Consider the following 14,218-nt stretch of genomic DNA (forward strand, 5'->3'; position numbering starts at 1 on the left):
GAATTGCACGCCCCCAGGGCGGGGCGACACCGAAAAAAGGGCGGGAACTAACGGCAGTTCCCACCCCCTTTACCACATCCGCATGCCGTTAATATACGGAGAATTCATAGATACGCGTCGTATTGCCCTCGCTCTGGTCGGGTTTCGTGACCAGCAGACGGACAAAGCGGGCTTTGACGGGCTCGGCCAGCAGCCAGTCGGTTTCCAGTGCAGTGTTGTCGTAAACCGTATCGACCGTCTTCCACTCGTCGTCGGGATTCGACTTGACCTGCAGGCTGTATTCTTTGGTTATGAAGTCGAGCGCTTCCAGCCCGCCGTGCATGACAGTCCACCCCCGTACAGGCGTTTCCTGCTGCATGTCGATGCTGATGAATTTGGGCTTCGCATCGCTGTAATCGCACCACTTGGTCGAGATGTCGTCGTCCAGGGCGCACTCCGCCCGCTCCGAGCTGTTGACCTGTCCCGAACGCCCGACAACGGGTTTCCCGTAAACGAGGTTCTTGCGGAGCACCTCCGCAGCATCGGCCCCTTTCGCGGGAAGCGCCACGCGCAGCAGGTCGCAGGCGGGCGCAACCGCATTGTTCACATCGTCGGCGACGGTCGCCGCAAAGACCACCACACGCGGATTGTCCGGCAGGACGAGCTGTTTCGCGCCGGCGGGAATATCGAGTCCGATACAGAACATATAGGTAAACTCGTAGGGCAGGTCCTTGTTCTGAACCAGGTTGTGGCGGTGCGTTCCCACGAATGCCACATCGGCGGGTTTAAGGAACGCTTCGGTGTGTCCGGTGTGTCCCCACTGCCCTACGAAACCGCTGTAATAGGGCACGATCACCTCCTGCTCTTTGCCGTCGACGGTAAACGCGGCAAGGACGTCGTGCTGCGTCGATGCGGCCAGCAGATAGAGTTTGTTGTAATTGCCCTGCGGCAGTGCGATCGTGTCGCGGCGGCACTTGACACCGTTCTCGGCGGCGCTGTCGCCGAGGCGGAAGCCGACGCCCCCGTATTCGATCTGCCCGGGTATCAGTTCGGCCGCATAGGAGTTGCCCTTGCCGTCGAAATTCGCATCCGAACGGAACGAGTTATAGGAGGCCGTCTTGACATTGCAGGGCAGTTCCACACAAGCCGTTGCCGCAGGAGCAAGCATTTTAGCGGGAGCGGCGAGTTTCACCCGGAACGTCTTCATGCCGAAAGGCTTTATTTCGAAACGGAGTTCACGGCCGCTGAAATCGGCAGGCCCCGTTTCATCCTCGACACCGTTCAACTCTTTGGCCGCGACGATGTCGGCGGCGAACTCCACGACGGCATCCTGCGACTGCACTCCGGATGTTTCGTAGAAACGCACGACGTATTCCTCCGAGTCCTCGGCCTGTTTCAGTGCGCGCAGCGCCACGTTGTCGTTCCGCGAGCAGGCGAACGAAAAACTCCTGCCGAGCGAACCGCCGTGTTTGGGAGCGACGAACGCCGTGAGGGGCTGGTTGAGCACCTCGGCTTTCTGCACCGTCTGCGCCGCACGGTAATCGCCGTCGTGGCCCACGATGGAATAGGTGAAGATATGGCGGCCGAAATCCTGTCTGTCCTGGTAGGCATAGCCGCCCTTGGTCTTGGGCGTATGCAGCAGCGTCAGGCGCAGCACGTTGTCAGCGGGTTTGTCCCAGCCGTACTTGCTGTCGTTGAGCACCGATACGCCGTAGCTGCCGTCGGCATGGGTCAGGTCGGCCCACTGCTGCGCATAGACCTCGTATGCGGTCGGGGTGTTGTTACCACGCGCCACGGAGCCCACGCCCAGGTCGTATACGGCCTTTTCGTTCGACACGGCGAGCGGGAATTCGGCTTTCAGCAAAGCATTCGTACTTTGCCAGTCGATGTCGTTCACAAGGTCGATCCGGTCGGCCTGCGCGCCCTCGGTCAGGGTAATCCACTGACGGAAATGCGAATCTCCGTGGGTACGTTCCACGCAGACCGACGCCCGTAGGGGCCCGTTTTCAGCCACGGTAACTTTCACGTCGCCCGTAACGGCACGCGGTTCGGCATCCAGGGTCTTCTTCAGGATTTCCCAGGCCGGCCAGCTGAACGACTCGTTATCGGTAAAGAGTGCAAGCCGCACGGATTTGCCCGGAGCCACGAGCTCCCTGCCGCTGCGCTTGTCGATGATCGATCCGATGTCGCCGTTCCGGTCGAGGGTAAGCTTGTAGATGCTGTTTTCGAGGCCCGTTTCCGTCGCTTTCAGCGCCGGGGAAGCCTTGCCGCCACCGCCCTTGCGGACGTCGTAGACCACATACCCCGACGCCGGTACGGCAGCCCGCACCAACAGCCGGGTTTTACCGTCCCGGCTGTCGAGCACCTGGGACGGAACCCGGGCGCCTTTGTCGTCGTATACGGCGAATTTCGCTCCTGCGACCGGCAGCGTCACTTCGACGACATCCGACACGGGGAACCCGGCCGGATTGTAAATCACGACGGGCGTGCCTTTCACCCGCGTATCGAGGGCGCGCGAAACGGCGCCGACGGAGGTTGTCAGCACACCTGCAAACTGTTTCATTGAAATCAATTCGTCGTTCCACGAGAATTCGTAAGCCCTCGGGATGCTGGTTCCGGTCAAATCGTCGTGGAACTGATGCCAGATAAAGCGCTTCCACGCCTCCGTAAGCAATTGCTTCGGATAGGCCGCGGCGCCGAGCCAGTCCGCAGCGACGGCACTCCGCTCGGCCGCATCGGCAAGCAGTTCGTTGCGGCGGTTATAAAGCTTCATGGCCGCCTGCGACGTGTAGCAGCCCGTGGCGTGCACGTCCATCAGCAGCTCACCGTCCCACACCGGAAGTTCGGGATGATTCGCATAGGGAAGGTAGTCCTTGTAGAGGCGGTCGCTCGTAGCGCTGACAATCTCCACAGGGCCGCTGCCCTGCAAACCCAGCTCCAACGCCCGCACCGACTCAATCGTAGGCGCACCGCCCGTATCGCCCGTTCCGTAGTAGTGGTAGACGGCATTCAGGGGGCTCCGTCCGGCCAGCCCGGCCAGATACCCGCTCCGGCTCAAATCCTCGTAACGCCACTTGGTCGTATAGTTATGGGCATCCATCACGGCCATGATTCGCGAACCGTCGACACCCTGCCAGAGGCCGATTTCGAACGGCACCTTGCTCTCGCCGTAAAAGGGCTTGTGGCGCCACATCAGCTTCTGCGTCGAGAAACCGATAAGTCCGCTATGCGCGGCAATCGTGGGAAGCGTCCAGCCGAACCCGAAGCAGTCCGGCAGGAAGATATCCGTGCCCTCGACCCCGAATTCGCTGCGGTAAAAGCGCTGGCCGTACAATATATTGCGTGTAAACGACTCCGCGGACGGGATATTCGGGTCGGTGGCGTCCCACGTACTGCCCGTAACGTGCCAGCGCCCCTCGGCAATATATTTCTTAATCAACTCGTACTGATGGGGATAATACTCCTTCATCCACGAATATTTGATTCCCCCTTCGAAATTGAATATGTAGTCCGGGTACTTCCCGAGCAGGAACAGGTTCTGGTCGAGCGTTTTCGGAATGTATTCGCTGATCGAACGCTGTACGTCCCAGTTCCATTGGGAGTCGAAATGGGCGTTGGAAACTAAATAGGCTTTCGGTTTCTCCTGCGCCGACGCCGATGCCAGCAGGAGCAGGGAAACCAGACAAAACAGGGTGTGTTTCATGATTTGGTTGGGTTTGACTATTCAAGATAAAAAACTATACTTCATTCAGGTTCCGAAATTACTCAAAAACAGCCCGGCAAAATTATTTTTAAATGACATATTAGTATGACCTTTTGACAAATCGGGGAAATATCCCCTCTTTGAGGCCAGTTTCCCCGGAAAACGGGGAAAAAGCGAGGGCAGGCGCGAAAAAATCCCCAGCTCCCCGAACCGCGGAACGAAGGCATCCGGGGGATACGCGGTGAAGGGCATAGGGTCGGAACCGGAACACACCGGAGGGCGAGGGCGACACCACCGGCCCTATGCCAAAGAAGCCGCCGAAGAGCGAGGTAATCAGGCAGCGATGTAAAAGCACGCAAAAGACAGGAGAGCCGCACATGCAAAAGCCGGCCGCCGACAGCCGCCACGCCGCGCAACCGCGTCCTGTCCGAACACGGTAACCCCCGTTGCAGATAACTGCAACGGGGGAGAACTTATTTTTCACACAACATCCCGCCTGTCCCGGGAACGGCACGGGTTTTCTGCGCACGGCCGTAGCAGAAAGCATATAAAACCGCCCGGATCAGTATTTCGTTATCTTCTGTCCGTAGTAGGCATTGGCCCCGTGCTTGCGGTTGTAATGTTTTTCCGTCAACAAATCGTTCATCGGCATCCGGCTGTTCAGGGAGTGGCTTACGTAAGCCATCTTCGCCACCTGTTCCAGCACGACGCTGTTGTGCACGGCCTCTTCAGGCGTACGGCCCCATGAAAACGGCCCGTGGTTGGCGACCAGTATGGCCGGCGTATGCATCGCGTTCCGCCCGCTGAAAGTTTCCACAATCACCAGTCCCGTCTGCCGCTCATACTCCCCGGCGACCTCTTCGCACGTCATACTCCGCGTACAGGGTACCTCCCCGTAAAAATAGTCCGCATGGGTCGTTCCCACGACGGGAATCGCGCATTCGGCCTGCGCCCAGGCGGTCGCATAGGTCGAATGGGTATGCACGACGCCTCCCACCTCGGGAAACGCCTTATATATTTCAAGGTGTGTAGGGGCATCGGAGGAGGGGTTGAGCGCTCCCTCCACGACATGCCCGTCGAGATCCAGCACGACCATCTGCGCGGCCGTCATCCGGTCGTACGGCACGCCGCTCGGTTTGATAACGACCAATCCGCGGTCGCGGTCGATACCGCTTACGTTGCCCCACGTAAAAATAACCAAATCGTGCTCGACCAATGCGAGGTTCGCACGGAATACTTGTTCTTTCAGCAAAGCCAGCTCCATAGACAGTTTATTTAGGACACAACAAATATAGGAATAAAAATCACAAAACGAAAATTTTTCCAACAACAATCAAACACGAAACGAATTTATACATGCAAAACAAACCAAAATATACACACCAATGCCTCACAAACGAAAATAAACGGGTGTCATTTCGAAAGAAACAGGAGTTTGTTTTGGTTTGCAATAAAAAATTCGTACATTTGTAAATGAAATTAAACCAGCAAAATAAACCGAAGCGCAAATGTTAAGCATAGCCGAAAGACACAAGTACATCCTTGACACGCTCAACAAACACGGATTCGTCCGCATAGCCGACATGGCGGACGAGCTCAACGTGACCCGGGCCACCATTCGCAAGGACATGAGGTTCCTCGAAAGCAAGCAGCTGCTCTACCGCGCACACGGCAGCGCCAGCCCTATAAATCCACACGTTGCAGACGTCAACGTCGAGGTGAAAAGCCATATCAACAGCGAAACGAAGCACAAAATCGGAGTCCGGGCCTCGAAGCTGATCCACGAAAACGACTCGATCATCGTCGCATCGGGCTCGACGCTGTACGCTTTCGCCGAGGTATTACACCCCATCGGGCACCTCAACGTCGTCACTCCGTCGCTGCGGGTTTCGATGCTGTTGAGCGACGAGCCCGACGTGACGGTACTGCAGCTCGGAGGCGTCCTGCACGGCAACTCCCTCTCCGTGCGCGGCGAATACGCAGCGCAGGGATTCCAGAACCTGATCTGCTCGAAACTGTTTTTCGGCGTAGACGGCATCGACCCCGAATTCGGTATCACGTGTGCAACGGTCGAGGAGGCGACGCTGACACAGAAGATGATGAAATCGGCCTCGCAAAGCATCGTACTGACCGATTCCTCAAAAATAGGACGCCGGGGATTCGGCCGGATATGCTCCATCGAGGACATCGACATCCTGATCACCGACAACCAGCTTCCGGCCCAAATCAAAGCCACGCTCGAAGCGGCCGGAGTCGACGTAATCACCGTCTGACAATCCGGCATCCGAAAATAAAAAGAGGAATCCTGCGGATTCCTCTTTTTTCATATAACCCTCTTTTTAGAGCCACACATGTTGCGGAAAGGAACGTTTCAGGCAAAATCGGTAATTTTCAGAAGATTTTTACATTTTCGTTTCTAAACATAATTTTTATTTTGTTATATTTGTATCGAACTACAACCTACAAATAACGACAAAATGAAAAACAATGTACTCACCCGCATTCTGCTGACATCCGCGCTATGCACGTTGGCGGCATGCGGCTCGGACTCGGACGGGGAAGGCCCCGGCGACACGGCTGTCGACAACCTGCGCTTCACCAACCGCACGTTCGACATCTACACCGGTGAACAGGCGCTTCCCGACCTATATTTATATACGGGCACCGGCACGGAAGCCTATACCGAAGACAACCCGTACGGGCTGACATGGCTCACGTCCGCCCCCGCGATCGCCCCGGTATCCGCCGACGGGATAATCCGCGGGGAAGCACCCGGGGAGGCACGCCTCTCCGTCCGCACCCCGGACAAGCTCAAACAGGCGTCGCAGACAATCCGCGTCCTGAAATCGGACATGCTCGACTCCCCCTTGTCGCGCAGCATGATTTACACGAGCGGCCACATGCTCCGCGACAACTCGGTCATGCAGAGTTTCGACCTGGGGGCCGACGGCTATATGTACTGTTCGCAGGTCGGACGCGGCACCAACAACCACAACGTCATCCTCGTCCGTAAAAAAGCCGATGCCGCCTATGAAAGCTACATGCTGCTTCCCTTTGCGGGACACGGCAACAACATCGCCGTCGAGCAGGACGGAGCGGACACCTACATATGGACAGGCAGCTACGGCACACGCAATTCGGCGGGCGACTACGGCCTGTCGCAGACCATCGCCCGCATAAAATACACCCCGGGCCGCACCCTCAAACCGTCGGAATGCCACGAACATTACTGGCTCCCCCGGCGCCGCAACCTCCAGGCGTCGCTCGATGCGGACAACGACATCGTACTTTTCTGGTGCGTAAACAGCAACTATACCGCACGCTACTTCTACATCTACCGGTTGAGTGAAGTAAAGGCGCTGCCGGAAACGCCCAAACAACTCTCCTTCGCCCTGACCTGGGGCGGCATGAACAGCGGGGAGAAAGAGGTTTCCGAAACCCCGACCGTCGTCGTAAAAGACCTTTCGCAGCTGGAGCCGCTGGCGACCATCGTCATGCCGGAAAGCAGCCAGCTGACCGTCGGCACGCAGGGCAACCAGGGACACGACGTCAAAAACGGCAAAATATACTATTACGAAGGAGCCGGCAACAACAACGACGGGGCCGCGCCGTCGACGGCCACCGTCACGGTAATCGACTTCAGGGGCAACCGCATAAGCCGCCATGCCGTAGCCGCCATCGCCGATATGAATGCACTCTCGTGGCAGGGGCTCACCACGACGGGCTTCATGGAACCCGAAGGCATCAAACTGCACGACGGCGTACTGTACTGCGGATTCGCCTCCCGCTCGTCGGACGACATACGGCGAGTCGCCGTCCTGCAATACGACCTCAAAGGGAAATAGCGCCCTGGCGCAATGAAAAATCCCGGCTGTTTTGTACAGCCGGGATTTTTCATTACCCAAGCGGACCTACCAAAGTTCCGTTTCGAAATACTTTTCATAGCCGAGCACGCAGTTCACGAATGTCACCCGCGTACCTTTCGGAATATTCAGCCGAACGGTCTGGTGCCCGTAAATAGCAACCGGGTACATATAGTCGCCATACCGGATGCTGTATTCGATATCCGATTTGTTGCACAGTTCGATTGTCCCTTTCCGGGCGTCGATCACACGCACGGCGAGCGACTCCCCGACCAGCGCACGGATATACTTCTCCGCCCCGGCCAGCGTATTGTCGTACAGCGCCACGAGCCGCCCGGCAAACAGGGCCTCGCGCACCGACTCGACCGTATATTCGCGTGCGAAAACAAGCGTCATCGGGCGCAGCACACCGTCCGGATACTGCTGGCCGCTCATGTAATGGATGTCCGAATTGGCCAGCATCGAGAAGCCCATCCGTTCGTACCATTGCAGCACGCGGGGATAATGCTCCTTGCTGTTGAAAATCTCCACGCCGTGTATCTTCCCCTCGCGCAGCAGCCGCTCGTGCATGGGATAGAGCGTACACGAATCGTCGGGCCACCCCGGATGATTCCAGAAAATATACGCCTCCTGCGCGAAAGCCTCGTCGAGCGCCGCCTGCTCGTTCTCCGGCGTACGGTCGCGCGGAAAACGGTTCGCATCTTTCAGGAACAGGGCATTGATATGGCCGAAAGGCTTGTGACGCGTGATTTCGCCCCCGGAAATTACCAGCATGCCGATTTCCCGGCCGCGGGCTGCAGCAATCTCATACGGCAGGTTCATATCGGCGGTTTCCATTCCTTTGTTCTTGCGTATCTCGAAGTGGTCGGTTATGGCAATCACATCCAGTCCGTCGTTCCAGGCTTCGTTCACGCGTCCCGCAGGATAGACCTGCGCGTCGGTAAAGCAGGTATGCACATGGAAATCGCACTTGAGCGTGCGGTAACCCTCTATATCGGGAATACATACGTTCCGGCGGCAATTGGTTCGCTCCGCCCCGGGATGCCGCCAGACATCGTTCGTCTGAATCGGTTTGCCCGCCGTGGCGGCCGTTGTGGCCGCCACGGCAAGCAACAGGATAAAATAGACTCTTTTCATTTTTCCACAAATCAATCCGACCATCCGTAATTCTGGCCCAGCGCAGGATTGATACCCGTAGCCGTCCGGGGAATCGGACGCAGGTACATCTTCTCCTCCCAGATGCGGTCGAGGTTATACTGCAACAGGCCGCTGGTTCCCCCGGTAAGGGTATAGGAACCGTCGCGCAAATCGATATAGTATACACCGTTCTCGCTTCCGGCATCGCTGTCGACGACGCACAAATCGTTCTGTCCGTCGCCGTTCAAATCGATCGGCGTGCCGACGGCCGGAATGTAAATCCCCTGCCAGACACGTTTGGTCAACTCGCCCTCGTGCCAGCGCATCAGGTCGTCGTAACGCAGGTTTTCCAACAACAGCTCCACAGCGCGCTCACGCCGTATCTCGAGCAGGTCTTTGCTCTGAACCTTGTAATAGGAAGCCAGGTAAGGGTCGGCCGTCAGCGGCTGCGTTCCCACAACGCCCGCACGCTCGCGCAGCGGTTTGATCGTACGCTCCCAAACCGAAGGCTCGAGAATGCCGCCGTTGAGCTCGGCCATCGCCTCGGCATAGTTCAGCAGCACCTCGGCGTAGCGCAGAATCGAAAGGCTGTTATTGCTGCGGGTTCCGGAGTGGAGATCGTCGTCGAAACACCACTTGATGAGCTGGTACCCGGTAAGGGATACCGACATGTCGGGTGCGGTATGCACCTTTTCCCCCGCCACCTCCTTCATATACCCCGGCGTCACGATGCTCTGCATCATCCGGTAGTCGCGCCCGGCGGTTTCGTCGACAAAAGGAAGCTCGTCGTGGTTCTCCCTGTCGGTAAAGCGCGAACCGTCGAGATTGAGGTACATGTCGGCCAACGCGCGCGTCATCGACCAGCGGGATTGCGTCGGGGAGGTGAACACCCACGTCGCCGTGTGGTAAATTCCCAGGCTGGTGCTGTATTCGCGCCCCCAGATAATCTCCTGCCGGTTGAGCTCCTCCGAAATAAAGAGCGACCGGTATTGGGTCTGCACCCCCGACGGCGTGCTCACGAGCGAATAGGGGCCGTCGCTCATCAGCTCTTCGCAGGCATCGGCACAGGCACGCAGATAGACCTCCGACTCGTCGCTCGTCCACGGCTGCCCCGTCGAGGGATCCACCGTGTGGTACTTGCGGTAAGTACCCTCGAACAGGCATACGCGCGACTTGAACGCGAGCGCTTTCCACTTGTCGATCTGCGCAGTCTGGGTGTAGGCCGAAGCCGCAGAGCAATAGGTGCCGGCGAAATCGAGGTCTTCGAGCACCTTGCGCATCACGTATTCGCGGCTGTCGCGCGCCTTGTAGAGCGCCGCATCGTCCTCGGCATCGATCGGTTCGTCGTACCACGGCACGGCGCCGAACGTGCGGACTTTGTTGTAATAGAACCAGGCGCGCCAGAAACGGGCCACGCCCTCGTAGTGTTTCAGGGTTTCCTCGCGCACGCCCGACACTTCGTACATGTGTTTGAGGAAATAATTGACATTGAACAAATCATACCAGTTCGAATAGCTCCACCCGGTCTGCCGGCTCGACGACCAGGGCACGGTCAGGTAGTCGGTCGAACTGGACGTTGCGACCAAATCCGACCAGCAGTCGCCGCGGAAAAGGGTTTCGGCCGAAGGCATCATCTCCTGCAGGAAACCATCGGCATACAACTGCAGCGATTTTTCGTTGGTGAAATAGGTGTCCGCGCCGAGCTCCGCGAAAGGCTCTTTCGACAGGAACGAGTCGCAGGAGGCCAGCAGGCAGAGAAGTGCGGCGGCAGCCGTTTTATGCATTATTTTTTTCATGGTGCTCTGTATTAGAATGTGACGTTGACGCCGAACGTAAAGGTTCGCATGACGGGATAGCCGTATCCGTCGCCGTTGGTTCCGGCGACGCTGCCGAAGTCGGCATCGCCGGCGCTGATTCCTTCGGGGTCGAAGTTCTTGGCGTATTTCTGCAACGGCGAATAAGTCCAGAGGTTTTCCCCGACGAAATAGATGCGCAGCGACTGCATATGCAGTTTCCGGGCAATCCGTTTGGGGAAGGTATAGTCGAGCGTCAGGTTCTTCAGGCGGATATAGCTCGCATCCTGCAGGTAGCGGTCGTTCGCATTCGACATGATACCGTTGGAATGTTCGGCCTGGTAACCGCGCAGGCGGGGCCAGTAAGCCGAGGTATTGCCGTTGTCATCGGTGTAGCGGTTGTTCTGATCCTGCCACGGGAGGTAAAATCCGTACGCACGGCCGTATTTGCCCCAGAAATAGCCGGAATCCTTGGCCGGATACCAGTCCCGTTTGCCCACGCCCTGCCACATCATGCTCAAACCGATGCCGTTCCAGTTGAACGAAGTGGTAATGCTGTAACAATAGCGGGGCGAGGTATTGCCGATTTTCACCAAATCGCCGTGGTCGCCGATCGTATTCGAGCCGTTGTCGACGGCGTTGCTGTCGTCCAGATCGGCCAGTTTCAGGTCGCCTTTCTTCCAGCCGCCCACGAAATACTGGAACTTGCTCTGGTCGGCCCAGCCTGCGGCCTCATCGTCGCTCTCGAACAGCCCGAGCACCTTATAGCCCCATATCTCGCCCAGCGTCATGCCCTCGTAGTAATTCGTCTTGTAGATCGTGGGCAGCGTTCCGGTCTTGCTGGTGTATTTGGTAATCTTGCTCGTGCTGTCCCATACCGCCGCACGGATGCTGTAATGGAAATCCTTGCCCGCAAGGCGGAAGTTATCGCGCCACGAAACGCTGGCCTCCCAGCCGTCGGTGCGCATGTCGGCATAGTTGCCCTTGGGCGCCTGGTTGCCGTAGACCGCAGGAAGCTCCGCACCCACGACATACATATCGGAGGTGTTGCGGCGGTAAATATCGGCCACGAAACTCAAACGGCCGTTCAGGGCTTCGAAGTCCAGGCCGAGGTTATACGTGGTGGCTTTCTCCCAGGTCAGGCTTCGGGGAACGGGCGCCGGCGCCCGGGTATAGCGGAACGTCGAGCCGCCGCTCACCACGTTCGAAGTATTCAGCTCCATAAGCGGCAGGTAAGCATAGGCGTCGCTGATAAGTCCGTTGCCCGCGGTTCCGGCGGAGAAGCGCACCTTGAGGTTGTCGAGCCAGCTCCGGGATGCGGCCATAAAGCCCTCCTCGGAAATGCGCCAGCCCACCGAGGCGGAGGGGAAGAACCCCCAGCGCTGGCTGGTCGGGAATTTCGAGTTGCCGTCGTAGCGGCCGCTCGCCTCCACGAGGTATTTCCCCTTGTAGGCATAGTGCAGACGGTAGAAGAAACCAGCCAGCGACGCGGAGTAGCTGCCGTTGTCCTGCCAGATAATCTGGTCGCCGTCGATCAGGCTCGGATTGACCTTGTCGGGAATGATAATCCCCTCGCGATAGAGGTAGGTGCGCATGACGGTCTCCTCCTCGGCATTGAAACCGCCCATAACCGACAGCGAATGCGCATCGCCGAGTTTGGGGGTGTAGGTCAGCGTCGCGGATGCCGTCCACCGGTCGGTATCGTAGTCGTAGTCGCGGTACTGCGAAGTCGCAGGCTGCGTGGCGCTCAACTCCGGGCCCTCGTAATAGGTGCTCAGATTGCGCGCCCGGCTGCGGTCGGTATGGCTGTAGAAATAGGCGAAATCGGCCTTAGCGACCAGCACGTCCTTAATCAGGCTGGCCGTCAGGGTCGCCGTTTCGTGCACATCGTTCTTGCCGTACTTCTCCCACGAAGTACCCTCCTCGAAACCGGCAATGCCGATGTAGGTGGCAGCGTGCGTCCAGGTGCCGTCGGCATTACGGGCGCCGATCATCGGCGCGCCCACAATCTCCATCTGGCGCTGGATCAACTGATTGCCCTCGGCCACTCGCGGCTGGTAAATCTTGCGCTTCATAAAGTCGAGGCTGTTGTCCAGCGTCAGCCAGGGCGTAACCTGGATATTCACCTTGCCGCGGATATTATACTGCTTGTAATCCTCCTTGCCGTAGTTGTAAATACCGTCCTGCTGGAAATAGCGGCCCGAAACGAGGAACTTCGCGACCTTGCCGCCGCCGCTTACGCTGACATTGTGCTGCTGTCCCGACGTCCAGTCCTTGTAGACGATATCGTGCCAGTCGTAGTTGCCGAAATATTCGTAACGGCCCTGCGCATTGACATCCCATTTCTCGTAGCTTTTATCCGAGTTGCGCTTCACCAGTTCGTTGTACCAGCTCGAGGTGAACGGATTCATGGCATTGTTGATACTCGACGGATTGGCATTGTAACGTCCTTTGTAGGACTCCAGGAAAGCATCCGTCCAGGCCAGTCCGTTGTTGACGGTACGCGGTTCTACCGTACGCGTGAAAATCGAATAGCTGCCGTCGTAAGTCACGCTCACATGGCCCGAATCGGGTTTCTTCGTCGTAATGAGAATCACGCCGAACGTGCCTTTGGCTCCGTATACGGCGGTCGAGGAGGCGTCCTTGAGCACCGTAATCGACTCGATATCGCTCGGGTTCACGGTGTTCATGTCGGTTTCCATGCCGTCGACGAGCGTCAGTGCGCTGCCGCCCGCTCCGATACTGTTCTCGACGCCGCGGATGCGGATCGTCGCGTTTCGCGACGGCTTGCCGTCGGAGAAAGTGAGCGTCAGGCCCGGAACCTGTCCCTGCAATGCGCGGGAAACATTCGCGGTCTTGCGCTCGGCAATCAAATCGCCCTTGATGGTTTCGACTGCACCGACGATATCGCGGCGGCGCTGCACGCCGTAACCGATTACGACGACCTCGTCGAGGTTCGTATTGTCGACCGTCAGCTGGACGTCGAGCGCAGTCTTCGTACCGACCTGCGTCACATAGGGTTTGTAACCGAGGAAACTGAAATTCAACTTGTCGGCAGCGTCGGCCCGGATGGAAAACCGGCCTTCCCCGTCGGTGGTCGTACCGCGCGAAGTTCCCGACACGGTCACCGCAACGCCCGGCAGCGGAGCCCCGGCTTCGTCGCGCACCGTACCCGCCACCTCGCTTCTCTGCTGCGCAGCCGCCGGCAGCGCGATGCAGCAGAGCATCAGCGTCACAAACAGCAACATGCGGCGGCAGCGACCGATAAATGCGGATTCACTGGGTGTATAACTCTGTTTCATAGTTCATCTAGGTTTTAGTTGTTCGTTCACAGTGTCTTTCCGGCAATAACAAACCGGGCTTCCGCATGGCGGCGCCTGGTCGAATCGCAGGAAAGAACGCTGCAAGTCATCTTTCCCCTAATAATATATCGGTGTGCGAGGCTGATTGTGGGCTTAATCCATCTCTTCAGGGTTTTTAGTTGGTTCGATCGATATAGGTTCATTCATCGGCGGCGGTCATTCCGCATCGATGTGAAACAAAATTATAATTATTTTTCGTTTAACACAAATTTTCACTGTAATATTTTTCGTTTCAAATCAATTTTTCGTTTTTAAACAATTTTAAATGCATTTTTATCGCATTAAATTATGCAAAATGAAATTTTTGACATATATTTGCCATGCAAGTCATCCCCAAACAACGTGTCGTGTGAGGAAAGTATGCCCGGACGGGGCGTACGC

Annotated in this window: 7 protein-coding genes; 2 read left to right on the plus strand and 5 right to left on the minus strand. The window is 57.4% G+C overall.

Annotated elements, in window-relative coordinates:
- Positions 1 to 88: 88 nt before the first annotated feature.
- On the minus strand, positions 89 to 3,682 hold the full coding sequence (locus QZT71_RS05075; RefSeq protein ID WP_295913376.1) for a glycoside hydrolase family 38 C-terminal domain-containing protein: 3,594 nt from the start codon (positions 3,680 to 3,682) through the stop codon (positions 89 to 91).
- A 562-nt stretch (positions 3,683 to 4,244) separates the two neighbouring features.
- Positions 4,245 to 4,946 (minus strand): L-ribulose-5-phosphate 4-epimerase, encoded by a 702-nt coding sequence (locus tag QZT71_RS05080; protein WP_295913378.1) that lies wholly within the window; start codon positions 4,944 to 4,946, stop codon positions 4,245 to 4,247.
- 244 nt (positions 4,947 to 5,190) lie between these two features.
- Here QZT71_RS05080 and QZT71_RS05085 point away from each other — a divergent pair, with 244 nt between their 5' ends.
- Together QZT71_RS05085 and QZT71_RS05090 are read left to right on the plus strand one after the other, a co-directional pair.
- Positions 5,191 to 5,955, plus strand: coding sequence for a DeoR/GlpR family DNA-binding transcription regulator (locus QZT71_RS05085; protein WP_295913380.1), 765 nt, complete (start codon positions 5,191 to 5,193; stop codon positions 5,953 to 5,955).
- A gap of 204 nt (positions 5,956 to 6,159) precedes the next feature.
- The gene (locus QZT71_RS05090; RefSeq protein WP_295913382.1) at positions 6,160 to 7,527 is read left to right on the plus strand and encodes a hypothetical protein; all 1,368 of its coding nucleotides are present in this window, start codon (positions 6,160 to 6,162) and stop codon (positions 7,525 to 7,527) included.
- Positions 7,528 to 7,593: 66 nt separating this feature from the next.
- Here QZT71_RS05090 and QZT71_RS05095 read toward each other — a convergent pair whose 3' ends face one another.
- The 3 genes from QZT71_RS05095 to QZT71_RS05105 are packed head-to-tail and all read right to left on the minus strand — an operon-like array spanning position 7,594 to position 13,777.
- Positions 7,594 to 8,682: a hypothetical protein gene (locus tag QZT71_RS05095; RefSeq protein WP_295913384.1), complete on the minus strand. Its 1,089-nt coding sequence runs from the start codon at positions 8,680 to 8,682 to the stop codon at positions 7,594 to 7,596.
- Between the two features lie 11 nt (positions 8,683 to 8,693).
- Positions 8,694 to 10,478 (minus strand): RagB/SusD family nutrient uptake outer membrane protein, encoded by a 1,785-nt coding sequence (locus QZT71_RS05100; protein ID WP_295913385.1) that lies wholly within the window; start codon positions 10,476 to 10,478, stop codon positions 8,694 to 8,696.
- A gap of 11 nt (positions 10,479 to 10,489) precedes the next feature.
- Entirely contained in the window at positions 10,490 to 13,777 is a 3,288-nt protein-coding gene (locus QZT71_RS05105) for a TonB-dependent receptor (RefSeq protein WP_295913388.1), read from the minus strand.
- Positions 13,778 to 14,218 lie beyond the last annotated feature (441 nt).

The sequence above is a fragment of the uncultured Alistipes sp. genome, from assembly GCF_902388705.1.
GTDB lineage: Bacteria > Bacteroidota > Bacteroidia > Bacteroidales > Rikenellaceae > Alistipes.

Excerpts from the sequence above, each read along its gene's own strand:
- QZT71_RS05075 (WP_295913376.1), bottom strand. The coding sequence starts at position 3,682 with ATGAAACACACCCTGTTTTGTCTGGTTTCCCTGCTCCTGCTGGCATCG.
- QZT71_RS05095 (WP_295913384.1), bottom strand. The coding sequence starts at position 8,682 with ATGAAAAGAGTCTATTTTATCCTGTTGCTTGCCGTGGCGGCCACAACG.
- QZT71_RS05090 (WP_295913382.1), top strand. The coding sequence starts at position 6,160 with ATGAAAAACAATGTACTCACCCGCATTCTGCTGACATCCGCGCTATGC.
- QZT71_RS05080 (WP_295913378.1), bottom strand. The coding sequence starts at position 4,946 with ATGGAGCTGGCTTTGCTGAAAGAACAAGTATTCCGTGCGAACCTCGCA.
- QZT71_RS05105 (WP_295913388.1), bottom strand. The coding sequence starts at position 13,777 with ATGAAACAGAGTTATACACCCAGTGAATCCGCATTTATCGGTCGCTGC.
- QZT71_RS05085 (WP_295913380.1), top strand. The coding sequence starts at position 5,191 with ATGTTAAGCATAGCCGAAAGACACAAGTACATCCTTGACACGCTCAAC.
- QZT71_RS05100 (WP_295913385.1), bottom strand. The coding sequence starts at position 10,478 with ATGAAAAAAATAATGCATAAAACGGCTGCCGCCGCACTTCTCTGCCTG.